The sequence below is a fragment of the Brevundimonas denitrificans genome, assembly GCF_030160755.1.
In the GTDB taxonomy this organism is placed as follows: domain Bacteria; phylum Pseudomonadota; class Alphaproteobacteria; order Caulobacterales; family Caulobacteraceae; genus Brevundimonas; species Brevundimonas denitrificans.
In genome coordinates this window covers 66,364-85,677 of the sequence record NZ_BSOY01000001.1, presented here as the reverse complement: position 1 = coordinate 85,677, position 19,314 = coordinate 66,364, and the positions used below count along the sequence as shown (strand labels likewise).

The window sequence follows — 19,314 nt, the reverse complement described above, 5'->3', positions numbered from 1 at the left end:
GCTGTCGCTCACGTCTTCACCCGCACCGTATCGCCCGCCCGCACGCGCAGCACGTCGGCGGTCTCGGCGTTCAGGGTCACCGTGTCACCTTCGATGGCCGCCCGCTGACGCACCGACCGGAAGCCGCTGACGCTGTCGGTCGAGATCAGGGCCGGCAGGTCGGCCTCGACCTCCGGCGCCACGGCGACGGTCAGGCGGCGGGCGTCGCGCACGGTGCGGATGTTGTCGCGGTCGCAGGTCACCGTCGGACCGGCGTCGAAAATGTCGATCAGGCCGTTGGGGCGGAAGCCCTCGCTCTCCAGCAGGGCCATGGCCGGGACGCCCTGGGGATGGACCTTGCCGATCACCGCCCGCGCCGGCTCGGGCAGCAGGTCGATGTAGATCGGGTGGCGCGGCGCGAGGTCGAGGATGAATTGTTTGTCGGTCGAGCCGGTCATCCGGTCGGCCTCATCGAAGTCCATGGGGAAGAATTTGTGCGCCACATGATCCCAGAACGGACAGGCGCCGTCGGGCGTGAAGACGCCCCGCAGCTCGGCCAGGACGGTGTCGGCGAACAGGTCCGGCTCGGCGCCGATCAGCATATAGCGCGACTGGCTCAGCAGCCGCCCCGCGCCGCCCTTGCGCCGGTCGGCCTTGAGGAACAAAGAACCGACCTCGGTCCAGCCGGTGCACTCATTGACCAGCACCAGGGTCTTCTGTTCCAGCTTGATGCCCAGCGAGGGCGACGACTGGGTGTTGGTCACCACGCGGAACGAGAAGAAGGGCCGGTTCAGCCCGACCGCCGCCTTGACCGAGCCGATGCCGTCGACGTCGCCGGTCTCGGTCTCCTCCAGCATCAGGGTGTACCAGCGCTGCTGCGGCTCCAGCGCGCCGCCGAAGCTGTCGCGGCTGAGGTCCAGCCGCTCGGCCAGCTGGTCCGGGTCCTCGGGCAGGCTGGTGAAGCCCGGCCCGGACAGGATGGCCAGCTCCAGCAGGAAGTCGAGATCGGCGGGGCCGGCGGGTCGGACGACGAGCATGGGGTTACATCGTCTCCAGACGCAGGGACTTGAGTTTCAGCGCATCGATCTCGCCCGAGGCGATCTTGCACAGGATCAGGGCGCTGAGCTGCGCCCGTGCGACGAAGCTGGCGGGCCAGGCGAACTCCTGGTCCGAATGGATGTCGCCGCCCAGCACGCCGAGGGTGTCGATATTGGGGAGGCCGGCGGCGTGCAGATTGTTGCCCTCGCAAACTCCGCCCGACGGCTTCCAGGCGATCGGCTGGCCCAGCAGGGCGCCGGTCTCGCGCACGGCCTCGAACAGGGCGGTCTGGCTGGCGTCCATCGGCTTGGGCGCGCGGGTCATGTCGCCGTGCAGGTCCAGGGTCAGGCCGGGGAAGGGGGGCTCGGCAGCGATGCCGCGCACCGTCTCGGCGATCCAGGCCGATGACTGGGCGTCGGGCACGCGGACGTTGAACCGCACCACGGCGTTGTCGGCCACGACGTTCAGCGCCCCGCCGCCGCTGATCCTGGCCACATTGACGGTCACGCCCTCGCGCTGACCGTTCAGGGCGTGCAGGCGGGCGGCGATGATGGCCGCGCCGGCGACGGCGTTGGCGCCCTCATGGAAGGCGCGGCCGGCGTGGGCCGCCTTGCCGGTGACGATCAGATGATAGTTGCCGCTGCCCTTGCGCGCTCCAGCCAGGGTTCCGTCCGCGAGCGCCGGCTCATAGGTCATGCCGACATGGCCGCGCGCGCCGAGCTCGGCCAGCAGCGGGGCGGAGGCGGGCGAGCCGATCTCCTCGTCGGGCGACAGCAGGACGGTCCAGCCGACGCGCTCGCGATCGGGATGGGTCTCAAACGCTTCCAGCGCCGCCAGCAGCACCGAAATCCCGCCCTTCATGTCGGCGATCCCCGGGCCGTTCAGGGCGCCGTCCGGGCGGGTGGAGACGCTCTGGAACGGGCTCTCCGCCGGGAAGACGGTGTCATAGTGGCCGGTGAGCACGACCTGGATCGGCGCGTCCGGCCGGGCGGTGATCTTCAGGGCGTCGGCATGGGCCTCGGTCCGCACCGCGCCGTCGTCGCCGACGCTGGTGGAGGCCTGGGTCGGGATGCGCACGACCTCCGCCGGCAGGCGCCGGGCTTCCGCTTCAAGCAGCGCCAGAACATGCGCCAGCCCGCTCGCGTTCCGGCTGCCCGAACTGACGTTCGCCCAGTCGACCGCGCGGCCGACGATGGCGGTTTCGCGCGCCGCGACATGGTCGAGCACGATCTGGTCGGGGGGCAGAATCCGCATGCGGGCGAACCCTAGCGGTACGGGCCGGAAAGGTGAAGGTGACGGATGGGTTTCGCCTCGGGCGCGAGCGGGCTAGGCTCCGGTCATCTTCACGGGAGGGACTACTCAATGACTGACTGGATCAAGGCGTCGAATCCGACCGCGCCGATAACGACCGAGGCCGAAGCGATCGGCGCCGCCCGGGCCAGCGCCCTGGCGATCTTCCTGGGCGTGATATGGGGCGCTGTCGGCGTGTTCCTGTTGATGTCCGGCGGTTCCGCCGAAATCGAGGCGGCGATGGCCGAGGCGGCCGCGGATGCGCCGGAAATGGCGGGGATGGGCGCGATGGCCATGCAGATCGCCATGTGGAGCGCGATCGGCATCTGCGTCATCCAGCTGGTGCTCGGCCTCGTCCAGTGGACCAAGCCCAATGTCGTGATCCCGATCATCTTCGCCATCCTCGTCGCCTTCGGCCTGGTGTCCGGCGTGTTCGGGATGATGATGGCCGGTCAGGAAGGCATGCCTGAGACGGCGGCTGCGCCGACCTGGCAGGTCTATGTCGGCTTCGTGATTCTGGTCATCCAGCTGGTCCTGCATGTCGCCGGCATCCGCGGCGCGCGCGCGCTCGACAGAATCCGTATGGCGGCCGCCCAGTAGGGCGGATCACCGGTTCGGGCGTCGGTCCTCGCGACCGGCGCCCGTCTCGCGGGATTGCCGGCGCCAGCGGATCGACAGGCTGGCTTCGCCCTGTCCCCCGAATTTCGAACTGATGGTCAGGTTCCGGCGCACCTGCCATTCGACATTGACCGCCGCGCCGTTCTCGCCGCCGCCGATGATCTCGAGATAGACGTCGTCGGTGATGTAGCGGCCGCCCGCGACCGTCAGGCCCGAGGCCTCGCCGCCGAACGACAGCCGGTCCAGTCCGGCCAGCTCTCTCAGATTCCCGATCACATCGAAGCCGCCGCCCCCGGCCAGCGCCGCCACGCCCGCGGCCAGCTGGGCGGCCTCGAAACCTGACAGCTGCGACGCCGAGCGCCCGAACAGCACCTGGGACAGGATCTCGTCCTGGGGCAGGGCCGGGGTCGAGGTGAGAACGATCACAGGTCGCGCCGCCGTGCCGGTGACGCGGATGGTGGCGGTCAGGGCCGGATCGTCGCGCGTCGCGGTCAGGTTCAGCCGGATCTGTTCGGGATTGGTCGACAGGGTCACCGTGCCGCGCTCGTCGAAGACGAACCGCTTGCCGGCGAAATCATAGTCGCCGCGCACCACCCGCGCCGTGCCGCTCAGGATCGGCCGGGCGATCGTGCCCGTCACCCGGGCGTCGACGTTCATCTCGACGTTCAACCCGCGCCCGATCACCCGGACATCGCCGCCGGGCGAGCGCAGGGCGATATCGAGGCCGAACTGCAGGCCGCGCTGCCGGTTCTGATCCTCCTCGGGGACATCGCCGCCGGGCCGGTTGATCTCGATGACGTCCATCCGGACGATCCCGGTCGATCCGGGCGGATTGGCCTCGATACGCGCCTCGTCGATATCCATCTCGCCGCTCAGGGTGATGTTGCCTTCCACGCCGCGGGTCACGGTGAGCAGGCCCGACGCCTTGGCTTCGGCGATGTCGTTGTCGATGATGCGGAAGCGGTTGAGCAGCAGCTGGAAGCTGGAGCCGGAGCCCTGTTTCAGGCCGATCCGCCCGTTGCCGCTGACCGATCCGCCCGTGCCGTCGACGGCGCTGAAGCTCTCGACCAGACCCGTGGTGTCGTCGAACCGGCTGGCGAGGGTGATGTTGTCGAGGCGCACGCCCGTGGCGCTGTCGCGGAAGCTGCCCTGTTGCAGGTCCAGCCGTCCGTTCAGGCGCGGCTCGGCCAGGGACCCCGCCAGCGTGGCGCGGGCGTTGACCTGGCCGGACAGCGAGCGCTCGCCGCCGGCCAGCAGGTCCCAGATCGGCTGGATCTGACCCTGGATCGAAATCTCGCCCGACATGTCCCGGGTCCGCGCGATGGCCAGCCGCAGCGGCGCGGCGGAGGCTTCGACCGGCAGGGTGATGTCGGCCACGGCCCGGACCGCGTCGCCGTCGGCGGCGTTGGCCTGGATGCGCAGGGTGTTGTTGAGCAGCAGGGCGTTCACAGTGCCGTCGACGGCGATCCCGCGCGGCGCATCGATGCTGCGTATGTCGTCGAGGGTGATGTTGGCGGACCCAGAGAGGTCGTCGCCGGCCCCGCGCAGCGACAGCCGGCCGGTCACCCGTCCGCGCATGTCCTGGATCAGCGAACCGAGATCGACGCTGGTCAGATTGGCCTCGATGATGGCGGCGCGGGAATCCTGGCGCAGTTCGCCCAGCAGCACGCCGCCGCCGATGCCGAGATCGACCCGCGCGACGCGGCCGTCGCCGGACAGGGCGATGACGGCGGGATTGCGGGTGGTGAAGGCGATCTCCCGCACCCGGCCGCCGCCCTCAAGCACGACGGTCTGGGATGGGCCGCTGCGCGAATAGACGCCGGTCCCGTCGAACGACACGGGCGTCGCTCCGCCCACATCGGCCTTCAGGGTGAAGGGCAGACGCTCGAGCGTGCCGCGGCCGTTCAGGTCGAGGGTGCGGATGACCCAGGTCGATCCGGCGAACCGCACATTGCGTCCCGTGACATCGAGGATCGCCGTCTCGGCGCCCGCGCCTTCTGTCAGGCGGATGCGGCCGTCGGCCGTGCCGGAGGCCAGAAAGGCGCCGGGGCGGGCGGTGAAGGTCAGATCGGCGCTGGAGGGGACGTTGTTCGACAGGGCGATCGCGCCCTGGGCCGCGACACCGCCGGCGTTCAGGTCAACGTCGGTCAGCCGCAGCCGATCGCCGCCGAGGAAGAAATTCCCGCTGGCCCGCGCCGGTCCATAGTTCGAACCGCCGGTCAGGGCGACCCGCCCGTCCGAGGCGTCGGCCCCGCGCCGGAAGCTCAGGATCATCTCCACATCGGTCAGGGCCAGCGCGCCGGCGTTGACCTTGCCGAAGGCGGCGGTCAGATCGGCGCGCGGTTCGGCCAGGGTGCCGGTCAGCGCCCCCTGGCCGGTCATGGCGCCGTCGATGGCCACGGGTCCGACGCCGAACGGTCCCCGGGCGTTCCAGTTCAGCGCCAGGCGCAGCCGGCCGTCGCTCTCGATGAGTCCCCGGGCGGCGGCCGAGCCCTGGGCGCCGGTCAGTTGCGCCTGCTCGACCGCTATACGGCCCTTGTCTAGCGCCCCGGTCAGTTGCAGTCGGGGCGTCGCGCCCAGCAAGCGGTCCAGTTCATCCATGCCGACGGCCAGGCCGCGCCCGCGTCCGTCGAAGGTCAGCCGCCACGGCGCGCCCGTGCGCGTCGCCGAGGCCGAGATCGGTCCGCCGAACCGCCCCCGCGCGCCCTTGCGCAGTCGCGAGGCGTCCGTGATCTCGGCCTGTCCGCGGAATCCAAGCGCGCCGACCAGGGTGCGTCCGCCCGAACCCGCGACGGTCAGGGCCGCCCCGGTCAGGTTGACCCGCTCGAGCAGGATGGCGCCGTCCGCCTGGCGCAGCACTTCAAACGACAGGCGGGGGGTTGCGCCCAACAGGCCGCCGACAATGCCCGCGCTCGAGCCGCCCGCGGCGCGGAGGTCGCCGTCAAGATCCATCCGTCCCTGCCGGACCCGAACGTTCAACGGCCCCCGGATGCGTTGCACCCGATAGCTTGCGGCCTCGGCGCCGATCACGTCCACGGAACCGTCCAGCCGCCACCGGGCGGCGCCGCCCCGGAACACGCCCCGATAGGCCGCCGGGCCTCCCGCGTCCTGACCGACCAGCCGGGTCAGCGACCGGGTCGAGATGTCGAGGGTGATCCCGTCCGGACTGCCCTGGTCTTTGAGCCTGATCTCGCCGCTGGCCCGGGACTGGAGATTTTCGGCGATCAGCCGCCAGCCCACGCCGATCCGGCCGTCGTCATTGCTGTCGCTCGAGGTCGCGAAGCCGAACCGGGCGGTGCGGCCGATCCGCTCGGCGAAGGGCGCCAGCAAGTCCGAGCCGGAGAAGTCGGCAAAGCCGGAGATCCGGGTCCGGGTCTCGCCGTAGCGGCCCTTGATCACCAGCGGCACAAAGTCGCCGGTGCGCACCACGGCGTCGATGACCTCGCCATTGACCACGGCCGTGGCGAAGAAGGGCTGGTCCGGGGAATAGCCGAGGGCGCCCGCCAGCGGCCCGCCACGGGCCTCATTGGCTCGTAGGTTCAGCCGCAGATCCTCAAGGCGGTCCCCGATCGTCGCATTGAGGCGCAGATAGTCGCCCGGCCGGCTGTTGCTGACGGCGTTGACAAGGGCCGACTTCGAGCCCTTGCGCGGCACGTTCGCCTCGCCGGACAGTTTCCAGCGACCGTATTCCCGACTGAAGCCTTCCAGCAGTTCGACGTCGGCGCTGAAGCGGTCGATATCGACGGAGAGCGGCTGCGGACCCGGCGGCTCGGTCGAGGGTTCGACATCCGGGCGGCGGATCAGGCGGATGACTTCGGCCTCGACGTCGGTGGCGTGGAACCGGCGGGTGATCAGCGGCCACCAGTCCCAGTCGACGCGGACCTTGCGCGCCTCCAGCCAAACGCCCCGGGCGTCGGTGACGGTGACTCGGTCGATGGTGAAGTCGTCGAACAGATCGCCGCGCACCCCCTCGACATTGATCCGGCCGTACCGGCCGAGCTTCTTGCCGGCGACGAAACTGGTCACCAGTCCGCGCCCCGAGTCCGACAGCAGATACATCCGACCGCCGACCGCGACGACGATCAGCAGCGCCGCCACAACAGCCGCCGCCATGCCGCCGAAGAAGGCCAGGGCCTGCAGCCGCGTGCGCTTCTTCTTCGCCGTTTCAGCGGGCGTGTCGGGCGCGTCGTCGGGGGGAGGGGCGGCGTCGGTCAAAACGCCTGGCCGATGCTGACATAGATCTGGAAATCGGCGTCGCCGTCACGGCGGTCCAGCGGGAAGGCGATGTCGGCGCGGATCGGACCGAACGGCAGCTTGTAGCGCACCCCCAACCCGGCTCCGTAGCGCAGGTTGTTGAAGTTGGGCGTCTCCTGGAAGCCGATCGCGCCCGCGTCGACGAACGCCACGGCCTGGAAGTTGCGCCAGACATCGCGCCGGATTTCGACCGAGGTCTCAAACAGGCTCAGCCCGCCCCGCGGGGTGTTGTCGGGCAGGCGCGGCCCGACGCCCTGATACTCGAATCCGCGCACCGAACCGCCGCCGCCTGAATAGAACAGGCGGTCGGACGGCACGGTCAGTTCCTCGCCGCCGAAGATCGAGCCGATCCGCACCCGCCCCGCCAGCACCGTTTTCGCTCCGTCCTGAAGCGGCAGATAGGCGGTGGCCTGGGCCTCGGTGCGAAGGAACAGCACCGTATCCTCCCCGGCCACCGCCGTGGGCTGGGCCGACGCGGACAGCCGCCAGCCCGTGGTCGGGTCCAGCGGATCATTTGAACGGTCCAGATAGGCGCTGGCGCGCCCGGTGAGGATCACCAGATCGCGGTTGAAATTGACCGGCGCCTGGGTGACCGGGTCAAAGCGGTTTTCGTCATACTGGCCGGCGTCCAGACCGACTCCGTAGCTCACCCACGACGTCTTGCCGAGCCGCTGCTGCAGGTCGGCGGCCAGGGCTACGGCGGTCCGGCGATAGGCGTCGGTGTCCTCGTTCAGCAGCGCGCCGGACAGCCTCAGGGTCTCGCCGGGATGACGCCAGTGCGGCAGACTCAGCGCTACGCCCAACCGGCTGTCGACATCGGCCGCGCGGGCCTGCCAGACGAGGGTGTCGGCGCGGCCGAACTGGTTGTGCCAGGTCCAGATCAGGTCCACGCCCGATCCCTCGGCGGTCGAGAAGGTCGCCCCGGCCTCAAGGATGCGGCGCGGGCGGTCGGTCAGGGTGACGATGATCGGACGGTTGCCCTCGGCGTTGGTCTGGTCGGTCGGCGCGAGAGCCACCCCGACGCCGTCATAGACGCCGGTCTCCAGCAGCCGACGCTCCAGCTCGGCGACGTCCTCGGGGTCATAGACCTCGCCCTCCGACCAGGGCGCCAGGGCGGCGACCCAGTCGGGATTGGTCGGACCGCGGGTTTCCAGCCGGACGCCGTCCAGCCGCACCAGCGGCCCCGAGGCGATGCGGAAACTGGGCTGGACCGTGAAGGCGGCGTGATCGACCACGACCCGCCGTGGCTGGGCTGCCGCGTCGGCGTATCCCCGGCGGGTCAGGCCGGCGACGATCCGGCCTTCGGCGGAAATGATGTCGCCCGCGCGGCCGGGCTGGCCGGGGGTCAGGCCGATCTCGCCGCGGACAGCCGTCCCGGTCACCTCGTCCGGCGGCGGTTCGGCCCAGAGCACCTGGACCTCGGCGAGTTCAAAACGGCGGCCCGGGGTGACGTTGACGATGGCGACCGGCGTCTCTTCGCCCTCGACGATGTCTTCAAGCACGGGCTGATAATAGCCTTCGGACCGCAACAGCGCCTCAGCGGCCTCCATCGCGCCCCGCGCACGTCGCCGCGCCTCGAACCGGTTGGATGGCGCGTCATCGACCTCGCCGACGGCGCGGATCAGTTGCGCGCGCAGTTCGGCGTCCATCTCACCGCGAATTTGGGCGCGCGGGTCCGCGATTGCGGCGGAGGCCAGCAACAGGGAGCCCGCCGTGCTGATGAGAAACAGGGCGGGCCTTGGCGTCAAACTGGGACCTTCGTCAGGGCGCGGAGATCGACGCCGTCGCATCCCGCTGTGGCGCCGATGCGGCGGCGACCGGGATCAATAGAAGAGGGTTTCGCTTTCGGGCTGGACCGATTCCTCGGACGACCGCTTTTCGGGGGGCATGGTGGTCGAATCAGCGGGCGGCGCATCGGCAGCGCTGGGGGCCGCAACCGGAACGCCGGCGTCTTCCGCAGGGGGGGCGACCGGCGCCTCCATCGGCGCCTCGGCGGTCTCCGACTCATAGTCGTTCGAATCCTCGCAGGCGGCGAGGCCGAAGGCGGTCGAAAGGGTCAGAATGGCGATCAGGCGTTTCATCAGCGGCGTCTCCCCCGGAACTGCCTTCCAACGTGTGGCCGGCTCGCCTGTTCCATAGCCCCGAACGCGCGTCTGGTCACCACGCCCGGCAACCAATCCTTTCAGAATTTGGCGTAATACGGGGCCCGGAGGGGGCGAATGACTGCCACGGCCTACGCGATGGTGTCGCAGGTGCGACGCCGCGAGCTCAAGACCCGCATCGCGCTGGCGGCGTTTATCGGCTGCACGGCCTGGTTCATCGTGCCCTCGATCTGGCCTCTGATCTGGTTCGCAGCGGTCTTGCTCACCCAGGCCCTGGACTGGGCGGTGTTCAGCCGGTTCCGACGCGATCCGGATCGGGAGCCGGACCGGGCCTATCTGGTGCTGTGCTGCGCCACCACCGTGCTCAGCGTCGCCGTCTATGCGGCGATCAGCGCCTTCATGTGGTTCCAGGGCGGCGAAGTCGGGCGGCTGTTCGCCATGGTCCAGTGCGCCGGCGGCCTGTTGCACGTCAGCCTGCATATGCACCACGCGCGGCCGCTCCTGATCTCGGCGGTGTCGCCCCATGCGACCTATTTCTTCGGCCTGCCGGTGTTCAGCGCCGTCGCGACACAGAACTGGCACGAACTGCTGATCGCCATCGGCTGTCTGCTGTACATGAGCCACCTGGTCGTCGCCGTGCGGCAGAGCAATTCGACCACCGGGGCGCTCCAGACCGCTCGCGACGCCGAGAAGAGCGCGCGCCGCAAGGCCGAGGTGGCCAATGCGGCCAAGTCGGATTTCCTCGCCGTGGTCAGCCACGAGATTCGGACGCCGATGAATGCGGTGATCTCCGCCGCCAATCTCCTGCGCCGCACCCGGCTCGACAGCCAGCAGCGCGAGCATGTCTCGATGCTGATCGACGCCGGCGACGTGCTGATGGGCCTGCTCAACGACGTGCTCGACTTCTCCAAGATCGAGGCCGGCAAGATGGAGCTGGAAAGCGCCGACATGATCGTGCGCGACCGCCTGTCGACGGTCGTTCGCCTGTGGGAGCCGCGCGCCCTGTCCAACGGCGTCCGGCTGAAGGTGCGGATCGCGCCGGATGTGCCCCGCGCCGTGCGGACCGATCCGCTGCGGGTGCAGCAGATTTTGTTCAACCTGATGTCCAACGCCGTCAAGTTCACCCGGGACGGCGAGATAGGGATTTCAGTCAGCTGGACGGACGGACGGCTGAACATGGCGGTCGCCGACACCGGCTGCGGCATTCCCGCGGACCGGCTGGGCCAGATCTTCAACAGTTTCGAACAGGCCGACGTCGGCACCACCCGGCGCTACGGCGGCACGGGCCTGGGCCTGGCGATCAGCCGCAAGCTGGCGGAGTTGATGGGCGGATCCCTGACCGTGGAGAGCATCGACGGCGAAGGCTCGACCTTTGTCCTCAGCCTGCCGGTGACGGCGATCGAAGGCGCGGCGGCCCAGCCGGTCCGACCCATGGAAGCGAGCGGGTCCCTCGCGGGCCGGTCGGTTCTCGCCGCCGACGATCACGAAGTGAACCGCCGCATCCTGCAGTTGCTGCTGGAGCCGCACGGCTGCCGCCTGACCCTGGTCGAAAACGGCGCCGAGGCTCTGGAGGCGGCGTCGGGCCAGCGATTCGACGCCATACTGATGGATATGCAGATGCCGGTCATGGACGGGCTGGAGGCCACGCGCCGGATCCGGGCGGGCGAGGTGAACGGCGCGACGCCGGTGATCGCCCTGACGGCCAATGCGCTCGATGTGCATCGCGCCGCCTGGGATGCGGCCGGCGTCCACGCCTACCTCACCAAGCCGATCGACCCGGTCATCCTGGCCACGACCCTGGCCGAGGCGTGCGCCGTCAAGGGACCGGAGGCGGAGGCAGCGGTCGCCTGAGCTTCAGCGCCAGCGGCTTCGCGCTTCATCCAGCGACATCGCCGGCCTCTCGGCCACCGGCTCCGCGGGCGTTCCGTCGAATCGCGGCGCGGGCGCGGCCTGGACCACCCCTTGTTGGACGAAGGTCCCGCGGGCCGCATTGTGCGGATGCCGGGCCGCTTCGGCCAGGGTCAGAACCGGCGTGACGCAGGCGTCCGTGTTCCCGAAATGCGCTGCCCAGTCGTCGCGGTCGCGGGTGGCGAAGATCGCCTCGAACCGCGCGTGCAGCGCGGGCCAGCCGGCGAGGTCGAATTGCTGCGCCGCTTCCGGCGCGAGCCCGAGCCCGGCGATCAGGACGGCATAGAACTGCGGCTCCAGCGCGCCCACGGCGACGAAGCGTCCGTCCCTGCAGGCGTAGCAGCGATAGAAGGGCGCGCCTCCGTCGAGCAGATTGGCCCCGCGCGCCTCGCTCCACAGACCGCGAGCGCCCAACGCCTGGAACAGGCTCATCAGCAGCGCCGACCCGTCGGTCATGGCGGCGTCCACCACCCGGCCCTTGCCCGTGGTCTTGGCCTCCAGCAGGGCGGCCAGCACGCCGGTGACCAGCATCATCGCGCCCCCGGCGTAGTCGCCGACCAGATTCAGCGGCGGCCGCGGCGGCCGGTCGGGCTCTCCCATGGCGTGGAGCGCCCCGCTGAGCGCGATGTAGTTGATGTCGTGACCCACCTGTCGCGCCATCGGCCCGGTCTGACCCCAGCCGGTGATGCGGCCGTACACCAGCCTCGCATTGCGCCCGGCGCAGACATCCGGCCCGAGGCCCAGCCGCTCCATGACGCCGGGCCGAAACCCCTCGATCAGCGCGTCCGCCGCCCCGATAAGCTCCAGCACGCCCGCCAGGTCGCCGGGTTCCTTCAGATTGACGCTGACAGCGGCCCGTCCACGGTGCAGCACCGCCCCGCCGACCTCGCTGAACACCGGAGCGCCCGCATCGGCGCTACGGCTCAGGCGCAGGACGTCCGCTCCCAGGTCGGCCAGCGCCATGGCTGCGAAGGTGACAGGACCCAGACCGTCGAACTCAAGGATGCGCAGGCCGGACAGCGGTTTCATGGGTCTTGCCTAGCCTTCGGCTCGCCGCTCGTCGAGCCAGCCCTTGACCCCGGCGACGGTTTGCAACAGAAGGCGCGTCGCTGGCTCGCGAACGCGACCGGCGTGGTATGCGCCCTTAGCTCAGTTGGTTAGAGCATCTGACTTTTAATCAGAGGGTCCTCGGTTCGAGCCCGAGAGGGCGTACCAACTCCTGTCGGACAGCCGGAGGCGACGAATTCAGGCCCTCGGCTTGGGTTTCCGCTTGCGGCAGTTCTTGCACACAAGAGTCCCCGGCTTGCTACGGCTGTAGCGATAGCGGTGCTGGCAGCGCAGCTGCGTCATCCAGGTAGTGAACAGCTGGAACATGAGGGCGGATACTACCTGCATTTGCTCGACCGCCAACCGGAATATGGTGAAGCTTGGCGTCGACGCCGACGCGGCGCTTTCAGCGGGAGCCGGGGCGTGGTTCAAAGGGCTATGCGCGTTCCCGCCTTAGCCCTTGTCGTCGTTCTCGTTCTGCCGCTGGCGGCCTGCAACGCCGGGCGATCGGCGATGGACGGGGCGCGCCAGTTCGGAGCCGGCCTCGGCTCGGCGGCCACCGCGCCTCTGGACGACCTCAACCTGCGCCGTCAGCACATCCCGACGGTGCTGCTGCAGGCCGAGGCCAATCCCTATGACCTGCGCAATCTGAACCAGTGCGCCACCATCGGGGCGGAGATCGCCCGATTGGACGAGGCCCTGGGGCCCGACACCGACGAGCCGCCGCCTCCGGACGGGTCCTTCCTCAGCGAGCGGGCGGCGGATGCGGCGGCGGCGGCGGCGCTGGATGGCATCCGCGACGCCGCGACCGACTTCATTCCGGGCCGAAGCTGGATCCGTCGCCTGTCGGGGGCCGAACAGCACAGCCGCCATGTCCAGTCCGCCATCCAGGCCGGCCGGATGCGCCGGGCCTTTCTGAAAGGCGTGGGCATGCAGCGCAACTGCGCCCCGCCCGCCGCGCCGGCCTGGTTCAGGCCGCGGGGCCGCAGCCAACGCTAGCCCTGGTTGTTGGATGTGTGCCGGGCGTGGAAGTCGCGGCGGAAGGCCTCGAACCGGCCCGCGGCGATCGCCTCGCGCATGGCCGCCGTCAGGGCCTGGAAGAAGGCGATGTTGTGCCAGCTCAGCAGCACCTTGCCGAGGATTTCGTCGGCTCGCACGAGGTGGTGCAGATAGGCCTTCGAATAGGCCTGCGAGGCCGGGCAGGGGACGTCCGGCTCCAGCGGATCCTGATCCTCGGCGAAACGGGCGTTCTTGAGGTTGATCGGCCCCGCCCAGGTCCAGGCCTGGCCGTGGCGGCCGGCCCGGGTGGGCAGGACGCAGTCGAACATGTCGACGCCGCGATACACCGCCTCGACCAGATCGACCGGCTTGCCGACCCCCATCAGATAGCGCGGCCGGTCGGCGGGCAGCATGTCCGGGGCGTAGTCCAGCACTTCGCACATGGCCTGATGGCCCTCGCCGACGGCGAGGCCGCCGATGGCGTAGCCGTCGAAACCGATCTCCTGCAGCCGGTCCGACGACTCGCGGCGCAGATTTTCGAAGGTCGAGCCCTGCTGGATGCCGAACAGGGCCTGGGTCTCGCGGGTCCCGAAGGCGGCCTTGGAGCGCGCGCCCCAGCGGGCTGACAGTTCCATGGCGGCGCGGGCGGCGGGCTCCTCGGCGGGCCATGAGACGCACTGGTCCAGCTGCATGGAGATGTCGGCCCCGATCCGGTCGGCCTGGATCTCGATCGAGCGTTCGGGCGTCAGGACGTGTTTCGAGCCGTCGATATGGCTGGCGAAGGTCACGGCCTCCTCCTTCACCTTCGATATGCCGGCCAGGGACATGACCTGGAAGCCGCCGCTGTCGGTCAGGATCGGTTTGTTCCAGCCCATGAATTTGTGCAGCCCGCCCAGCCGCTCCATCCGCTCGGGACCGGGCCGCAGCATCAGGTGATAGGTGTTGCCGAGGATGATGTCGGCGCCGGTCTGGGCGACCTGGTCGACCGTCATGGCCTTGACCGTGGCGGCGGTGCCGACCGGCATGAAGGCCGGCGTGCGGATGTCGCCGCGCGGCGTCCTCAGCACGCCCGTGCGGGCGCGGCCTTCGGTATTCTGGATATCAAACGGGAAGGGCAAGGGAGCCTCGCAGGGGTTATGAACCGGGCAAGGCTCAGTCGGGGAAGTCGAGGCGGCCCTGAATATCCCGCCAGGCCGCCGTTATCAGGGTCTCAAGCCCCACGGCGTCGACGGGTTGACCCCGGCGCAACTTCACGTGCCGCATCCGCTTTCCGGATCCCTCCAGCAGGCCCGCAGGATCGTCCAGGGACGCGCCGTAAAAGAAGCCCACATTCGCGTGGGCCTTGAAGGCGCCGACGTATCCGAACGCGGCGTCGCCGACACAGGCTGTGGGATAGCCGTCGTGCATGACCTCCCGAACGTCCGGTCCGCACGCTCGCATCCGTGCGAACCACGGCTCCGCCAGGCGCCGGATTTCGTCCCCCGACGTGAACCAGGCGTCGACGTCCGGGTCTCGGCGGGCGGCGGAGGGAAGCCGAAAAATCTGCGTCATCGCCCCGAACCTACCGGACTGCGGGGGAGCGGAACAGCAGGGACCCGTCCCCGTAGGAATAGAAGCGGTAGCCGTCCTTGACCGCATGGGCGTAGGCGGCCTTCATCGTCTCCAGCCCGGCAAAGGCGCTGACGAGCATGAACAGAGTCGATTTCGGGAGGTGGAAATTGGTCATCAGCACATCAGTGGCGCGGAAAGCGTAGCCGGGGGTGATGAAGATGGCCGTGTCGCCGTGGAAGGGCCGGACCTCGCCCTCCGGCGTCGTGGCGCTCTCCAGCAGGCGCAGGGAGGTGGTGCCGACGCAGACGATGCGGCCGCCGGACGCGCGAACGGCGTTCAGGGCGTCGGCGGTTTCAGGCGATACCTCGCCCCATTCGCTGTGCATCCTGTGGTCGGCCGTGTCGTCGGCCTTGACCGGCAGGAAGGTGCCTGCTCCGACGTGCAGGGTGACGGCATGGGTCGAGACGCCCTTCGCTTCGATCGCCGCCATCAGGCCCGGGGTGAAATGCAGCCCCGCCGTCGGCGCGGCGACCGAGCCGTCCCATTTGGCGAACAGGGTCTGGTAGTCCGAGCGGTCGCGGTCGTCCTCGGCCCGTTTGGCGGCGATATAGGGGGGCAGGGGCATCACCCCCACGTCCCGGATGGCCTCGTCGAGCGCGGGCCCGGCCAGGTCGAACCGCAGGGTCACGAGCCCATCCTCGCCCTTGTCGACCACCGTGGCGTCGAGCCGACCGAGCAGGCAGGCCCCGTCGGCCTCCACGCCGAAGCGGATGCGGTCGCCAAGCTTGATCCGCTTGCCCGGCTTCATGAAGGCGGACCAGACGTCGGGGGCGTCGCGGTGATGCAGGGTGGCCTCGACGGCGACGGTCAGGGTCTCGCCCTCCGGTCCGGCCCGCTCGCGGACACCGGACAGTCGCGCCGGGATCACCCGCGTGTCGTTGAACACCAGGGCGTCGCCGGGGCGCAGGAAGTCGGGCAGATCGCGGATGATCCGGTCCTCCAGCCCGCCGTCCCGCACCACCAGCAGGCGCGCGGAATCGCGCGGCTCAGCGGGGCGGAGCGCGATGTGGTCGTCTGGCAGCTCGAAGTCGAAATCGGCGGTCTTCATCAGGCGGCGCAAAGGCCATGACCCGGGTGCGCGGTCAAGGGAGGCGCAATCGCGCGGGCCTCAGGGCGCTCCGGCCCCGTCCGCCCGCTGGTCCAGCAGGGCGTGCGCGGCCTCGACCGTCGGCGCGGCGAGGTGGGTTCGCCTGCGGAAATGCAGGTCCATGACCCGGCCCCAAGGTGCGAAATGGCGGTCGCTGGTGACGATGACGGTGTAGCTGTCGCGGGTCGGTTCGGGAGCGTGACGGGCGTAGAAGCCGGCGATGCGGGCCGTGCCCTCGACCCCGATGTCGTCGACGCCGGCGTGATCGTCGATGATCCAGTCCCATTCGCTCAGGGCCGGCGTGCGGTCCAGCGCCGCCTCGATGGCCCGTTCGAACGCCGGACCCCGCACATCGACGTCCACGGTCACCTGGACGCGCTTCTTCCGGCTGTCGCTCTCAATGGTCACCGGCATCGATACCCCCCCATCCCCAAAAGGCGTCGGCCGCGAGCAACAAGGGCCGATTCGCTGATCGTGGCATCCCTTGTGGCCCTCGCTCGCCCGCCGTTCATCGTGGTCCGCGAGCGGGATCAGGCGAGGGCCGGTTCGACCTCGTTCGGAGACCGGCGACACGGGGGCGGAGGCCGGACCTCGACCAACAGCGTATCAGGGTCCTGTTCGGTCGGGGGCAGGCAGACGAACCGGGCCCCAGTCGTTCCGTCCCTCAGACGCAGATGAAGGTCAGCGGCCTGGCCGGCTGACGCCAGACGGAGGGCCAGCTCCCGGCCCGCCCGCTCCGCGGCTCCGCCGGAGCGGAAGACCATCAGATTCTCCAGCCCGGGGGCGCGCACGGCCCAGCCGCCCGCCAGGGGTTCGACGACGATGCGTTCCATGGGTGTCTGTCCGGGAAGGGCGGCGCGGAGCCGGGCCCCGCGCCGTCGGTCCGCGGCCGCTCAATGCGTGGTGGCCGAGGGGTCGTTGATCGGAATGCGGTGCACCTTCTCGCGGGCGCGTTGGGTCTTCGGCAGGCTGACGGTGAGCAGGCCGTCACGGAAGTCGGCCCTGGCCCCGCTTTCGTCGGCGTCGGGCAGGGACACCCGCCGTTCGAAGCGTCCGAACCAGCGCTCGCTGATGCCGCGGCCCTCGCGCTTCTCGCTCTGTTTTTCGCCGCGGATGCTCAGGACGCCGTCGTTGAAGACGATCTCGACATCGTCCCTGCCCAGACCGGCCAGTTCCGCGGTGATGCGGTATTCGGTATCGGTCTCATCGATATCGAGCGTGGGCCCGTAGACCCGCGACATCGCGCCGAAGGGCGTGTCGAAGCCGCGAAACACATCATCGAACATCCGGTTCATCTCGCGATGAAGCGTCAGGACAGGGTTGGTCGGATCGTTTCCGGCCGACGGGGAGAGGTCGCGATCATTCCGACCCCAGGGGACAAGATCGCGCACGTTCATCTCGCAAGCTCCTTTGCTGTGGGCAGGATGAGCGTGGCGGGACCGACCCGCTCCCCAGTTCACCCCGCCCGGTTGACGGTTGATCATGAGGACGTCCCGGCCGGGACGGCCGGACTCCGGGCCCGGCGATGCGGAATCTGGAGTCGACTCCGGCGGCTGCAAGGGGTGAAGGGCGGCCGGAAACGAAAAAATTCGTCGCAGTCAGCGCCTGCCGTCTGCATTGACCCCCGCGATCCGACGCGCCAAACCCCTGCCATGCTGCACTCCCTCGAACCCCTCGCGCGCGAGGCCAAATCCTGGCCGTTCGAACAGGCCCGCAATCTTCTGGCCCATGTGCTGAAGAAGCGGCTCAGCGACGCCGAGCGGAATGCAGCGAAGCTGCTGATCGACGCCGGCAAGGCGGATGAGGCGCTGGCGACCTTCGAAGCCTTGCAGAAGCCTGTCATCTTCGAGACCGGTTACGGTCCGTCCGGCCTGCCGCATATGGGCACCTTCGGCGAGGTGGCGCGCACGACCATGGTGCGCAACGCCTTCCGCGCCCTGACCGGCGACCACTGGCCGACGCGGCTGATCGCCTTCTCGGACGACATGGACGGGCTACGCAAGGTTCCGGAGGGCATTCCCAATCCGGAGATGCTGGCCGAGGATCTGCACAAGCCGCTGACCGTGGTGCGCGATCCGTTCGGGACGCACGACAGCTTCGGCGCCCACAACAACGCCCGCCTGCGCGCCTTCCTCGACGGCTTCGGCTTTGAGTACGAATTCCTGTCGTCGACGGAACAGTACAAATCCGGCCGCTTCGACGCGACCCTGCTGACCCTGCTGGAGCGGTTCGACGCCGTGCAGGCCATCATGCTGCCGACGCTGGGCCCCGAGCGCCGTGAAACCTATTCGCCCTTCCTGCCCATCAGCCCCGTCACCGGCCATGTGCTGCAGGTGCCGACGCTGGAGCGGGACGTGGAGAAGGGGACCATCGTCTTCGACGACCCCGCCGGCGGCCGCACCGAGGTTCCGGTCACGGGCGGTCATGTGAAGCTGCAGTGGAAGCCCGACTGGGCCATGCGCTGGACGGCGCTGGACGTCGACTATGAGATGTCGGGCAAGGACCTGATCGAGAGCGTGCGCGAAAGCTCCAAGGTCTGCCGCGCCCTGGGCGGCGCGCCGCCCGAGGGGTTCAACTACGAGCTTTTCCTCGACGTCGAGGGGAAGAAGATCTCCAAGTCCAAAGGCAATGGCCTGACCATGGACGAATGGCTGCGCTACGGCACGCCGGAGTCGCTGAGCTGGTACATGTTCCAGTCGCCGAAATCGGCCAAGAGCCTGCATTTCAACGTCATCCCGCGGGCCATCGACGACTATCTGGCCTTCATCGAGGCGTACAAGACGCAGGAGCCGGCCAAGCGGATCGACAACGCCGTCTGGTCGATCCACGCCGGATCGCCGCCGACGCACACCTCGCCGGTGTCCTTCGCCCTGTTGCTGAACCTCGTCGCCGTGGCCAATGCGTCGAACAAGGACCAGCTGTGGGCCTATTTCGCCAAATATCTGCCGGACGCGACCCCGGCCAGCGAGCCGTTGCTCGACCGGCTGATGGGCCATGCGCTGAACTATTACGAGGACTTCGTGAAGCCGACGAAGTCGTATCGCGCGCCGGACGACAGGGAGAAGGCGGCCCTGCTCGACCTCGCGGCGCGGCTGAAGGCCCTGCCGGCCGATACGACCGACGGCGAGCTGATCCAGACCGAGGTCTACGCCGTCGGCAAGGACCACGCCTTCGAACCGCTGCGTTCCTGGTTCGGAGCGCTCTACGAGGTGCTGCTGGGCGCATCCCAGGGTCCGCGGTTCGGCTCGTTCGCCGCCATCTACGGCCTCCCGGAGACGATTGAGCTGATCGAGGCCGGCGCCAACGGGCGACTGGCCGAAGCGTGACAATAAGGCGGCGCTGGGCTCGCTAACGTAGATGAACCGAACATAACGACGCGGC

General features: G+C 69.4%; 16 protein-coding genes and 1 tRNA gene. 5 read left to right on the top strand and 12 right to left on the bottom strand.

The genetic code is table 11. The annotated features are described in order from the left end of the window. Positions 1-8: 8 nt before the first annotated feature. Entirely contained in the window at positions 9-1,016 is a 1,008-nt protein-coding gene (locus QQJ79_RS00520) for an arginine N-succinyltransferase (protein WP_284219969.1), read from the bottom strand. A gap of 4 nt (positions 1,017-1,020) precedes the next feature. Continuing rightward, a complete protein-coding gene (locus QQJ79_RS00515; protein ID WP_284219968.1) occupies positions 1,021-2,271 on the bottom strand; it encodes a hydrolase in 1,251 nt (416 codons plus the stop codon). A gap of 108 nt (positions 2,272-2,379) precedes the next feature. Here QQJ79_RS00515 and QQJ79_RS00510 point away from each other — a divergent pair, with 108 nt between their 5' ends. Continuing rightward, complete coding sequence (locus QQJ79_RS00510) at positions 2,380-2,907, top strand: hypothetical protein (protein ID WP_284219965.1); 528 nt, start codon at positions 2,380-2,382, stop codon at positions 2,905-2,907. Positions 2,908-2,913: 6 nt separating this feature from the next. On the opposite strand, the gene QQJ79_RS00505 is transcribed toward QQJ79_RS00510, so the two are convergent. The 3 genes from QQJ79_RS00505 to QQJ79_RS00495 form a co-directional block, all read right to left on the bottom strand. Then, entirely contained in the window at positions 2,914-7,140 is a 4,227-nt protein-coding gene (locus QQJ79_RS00505; protein ID WP_284219959.1) for a translocation/assembly module TamB domain-containing protein, read from the bottom strand. After that, entirely contained in the window at positions 7,137-8,927 is a 1,791-nt protein-coding gene (locus QQJ79_RS00500) for an autotransporter assembly complex protein TamA (protein WP_284219957.1), read from the bottom strand. The genes QQJ79_RS00505 and QQJ79_RS00500 overlap by 4 nt, the downstream gene beginning before the upstream one ends. A 75-nt stretch (positions 8,928-9,002) precedes the next feature. Then, positions 9,003-9,260, bottom strand: coding sequence for a hypothetical protein (locus QQJ79_RS00495; protein WP_284219956.1), 258 nt, complete (start codon positions 9,258-9,260; stop codon positions 9,003-9,005). Positions 9,261-9,398: 138 nt separating this feature from the next. On the opposite strand from QQJ79_RS00495, the gene QQJ79_RS00490 reads away from it, so the two are divergent. After that, entirely contained in the window at positions 9,399-11,132 is a 1,734-nt protein-coding gene (locus QQJ79_RS00490; protein ID WP_284219954.1) for an ATP-binding protein, read from the top strand. A 3-nt stretch (positions 11,133-11,135) separates the two neighbouring features. Here QQJ79_RS00490 and QQJ79_RS00485 read toward each other — a convergent pair whose 3' ends face one another. Next, positions 11,136-12,218, bottom strand: a complete 1,083-nt coding sequence (locus QQJ79_RS00485) for a CaiB/BaiF CoA transferase family protein (RefSeq protein ID WP_284219953.1) — start codon at positions 12,216-12,218, stop codon at positions 11,136-11,138. A 109-nt stretch (positions 12,219-12,327) separates the two neighbouring features. Here QQJ79_RS00485 and QQJ79_RS00480 point away from each other — a divergent pair. Together QQJ79_RS00480 and QQJ79_RS00475 are read left to right on the top strand one after the other, a co-directional pair. After that, positions 12,328-12,404 (top strand) — tRNA-Lys (locus QQJ79_RS00480). A gap of 270 nt (positions 12,405-12,674) precedes the next feature. Further along, positions 12,675-13,235, top strand: a complete 561-nt coding sequence (locus QQJ79_RS00475; protein ID WP_284219949.1) for a hypothetical protein — start codon at positions 12,675-12,677, stop codon at positions 13,233-13,235. Here QQJ79_RS00475 and tgt read toward each other — a convergent pair. The 6 genes from tgt to QQJ79_RS00445 form a co-directional block, all read right to left on the bottom strand. Then, complete coding sequence (gene tgt, locus QQJ79_RS00470; protein WP_284219947.1) at positions 13,232-14,353, bottom strand: tRNA guanosine(34) transglycosylase Tgt; 1,122 nt, start codon at positions 14,351-14,353, stop codon at positions 13,232-13,234. The two genes, QQJ79_RS00475 and tgt, sit on opposite strands and share 4 nt — an antisense overlap. A gap of 34 nt (positions 14,354-14,387) precedes the next feature. Continuing rightward, a complete protein-coding gene (locus QQJ79_RS00465) occupies positions 14,388-14,675 on the bottom strand; it encodes a DUF1801 domain-containing protein (protein WP_284219945.1) in 288 nt (95 codons plus the stop codon). 121 nt (positions 14,676-14,796) lie between these two features. Beyond that, complete coding sequence (gene queA / locus QQJ79_RS00460; protein WP_284219943.1) at positions 14,797-15,894, bottom strand: tRNA preQ1(34) S-adenosylmethionine ribosyltransferase-isomerase QueA; 1,098 nt, start codon at positions 15,892-15,894, stop codon at positions 14,797-14,799. Positions 15,895-15,954: 60 nt separating this feature from the next. Next, positions 15,955-16,347, bottom strand: coding sequence for a hypothetical protein (locus tag QQJ79_RS00455; protein WP_284219942.1), 393 nt, complete (start codon positions 16,345-16,347; stop codon positions 15,955-15,957). Between the two features lie 116 nt (positions 16,348-16,463). Beyond that, on the bottom strand, positions 16,464-16,766 hold the full coding sequence (locus tag QQJ79_RS00450) for a hypothetical protein (RefSeq protein ID WP_284219940.1): 303 nt from the start codon (positions 16,764-16,766) through the stop codon (positions 16,464-16,466). 60 nt (positions 16,767-16,826) lie between these two features. Further along, positions 16,827-17,324, bottom strand: coding sequence for an Hsp20/alpha crystallin family protein (locus tag QQJ79_RS00445; protein ID WP_284219938.1), 498 nt, complete (start codon positions 17,322-17,324; stop codon positions 16,827-16,829). 261 nt (positions 17,325-17,585) lie between these two features. Between QQJ79_RS00445 and QQJ79_RS00440 the strand changes: the two genes are divergently transcribed. Further along, positions 17,586-19,259, top strand: a complete 1,674-nt coding sequence (locus QQJ79_RS00440) for a lysine--tRNA ligase (protein ID WP_284219937.1) — start codon at positions 17,586-17,588, stop codon at positions 19,257-19,259. The last annotated feature ends 55 nt before the right edge of the window (positions 19,260-19,314 follow it).

Coding starts and splice junctions, on each gene's coding strand:
- QQJ79_RS00510 (WP_284219965.1), top strand. CDS start 2,380: ATGACTGACTGGATCAAGGCGTCGAATCCGACCGCGCCGATAACGACC.
- QQJ79_RS00490 (WP_284219954.1), top strand. CDS start 9,399: ATGACTGCCACGGCCTACGCGATGGTGTCGCAGGTGCGACGCCGCGAG.
- QQJ79_RS00465 (WP_284219945.1), bottom strand. CDS start 14,675: ATGCGAGCGTGCGGACCGGACGTTCGGGAGGTCATGCACGACGGCTAT.
- QQJ79_RS00455 (WP_284219942.1), bottom strand. CDS start 16,347: ATGCCGGTGACCATTGAGAGCGACAGCCGGAAGAAGCGCGTCCAGGTG.
- QQJ79_RS00485 (WP_284219953.1), bottom strand. CDS start 12,218: ATGAAACCGCTGTCCGGCCTGCGCATCCTTGAGTTCGACGGTCTGGGT.
- QQJ79_RS00450 (WP_284219940.1), bottom strand. CDS start 16,766: ATGGAACGCATCGTCGTCGAACCCCTGGCGGGCGGCTGGGCCGTGCGC.
- QQJ79_RS00515 (WP_284219968.1), bottom strand. CDS start 2,271: ATGCGGATTCTGCCCCCCGACCAGATCGTGCTCGACCATGTCGCGGCG.
- QQJ79_RS00520 (WP_284219969.1), bottom strand. CDS start 1,016: ATGCTCGTCGTCCGACCCGCCGGCCCCGCCGATCTCGACTTCCTGCTG.
- QQJ79_RS00495 (WP_284219956.1), bottom strand. CDS start 9,260: ATGAAACGCCTGATCGCCATTCTGACCCTTTCGACCGCCTTCGGCCTC.
- queA (WP_284219943.1), bottom strand. CDS start 15,894: ATGAAGACCGCCGATTTCGACTTCGAGCTGCCAGACGACCACATCGCG.
- QQJ79_RS00475 (WP_284219949.1), top strand. CDS start 12,675: ATGCGCGTTCCCGCCTTAGCCCTTGTCGTCGTTCTCGTTCTGCCGCTG.
- QQJ79_RS00440 (WP_284219937.1), top strand. CDS start 17,586: ATGCTGCACTCCCTCGAACCCCTCGCGCGCGAGGCCAAATCCTGGCCG.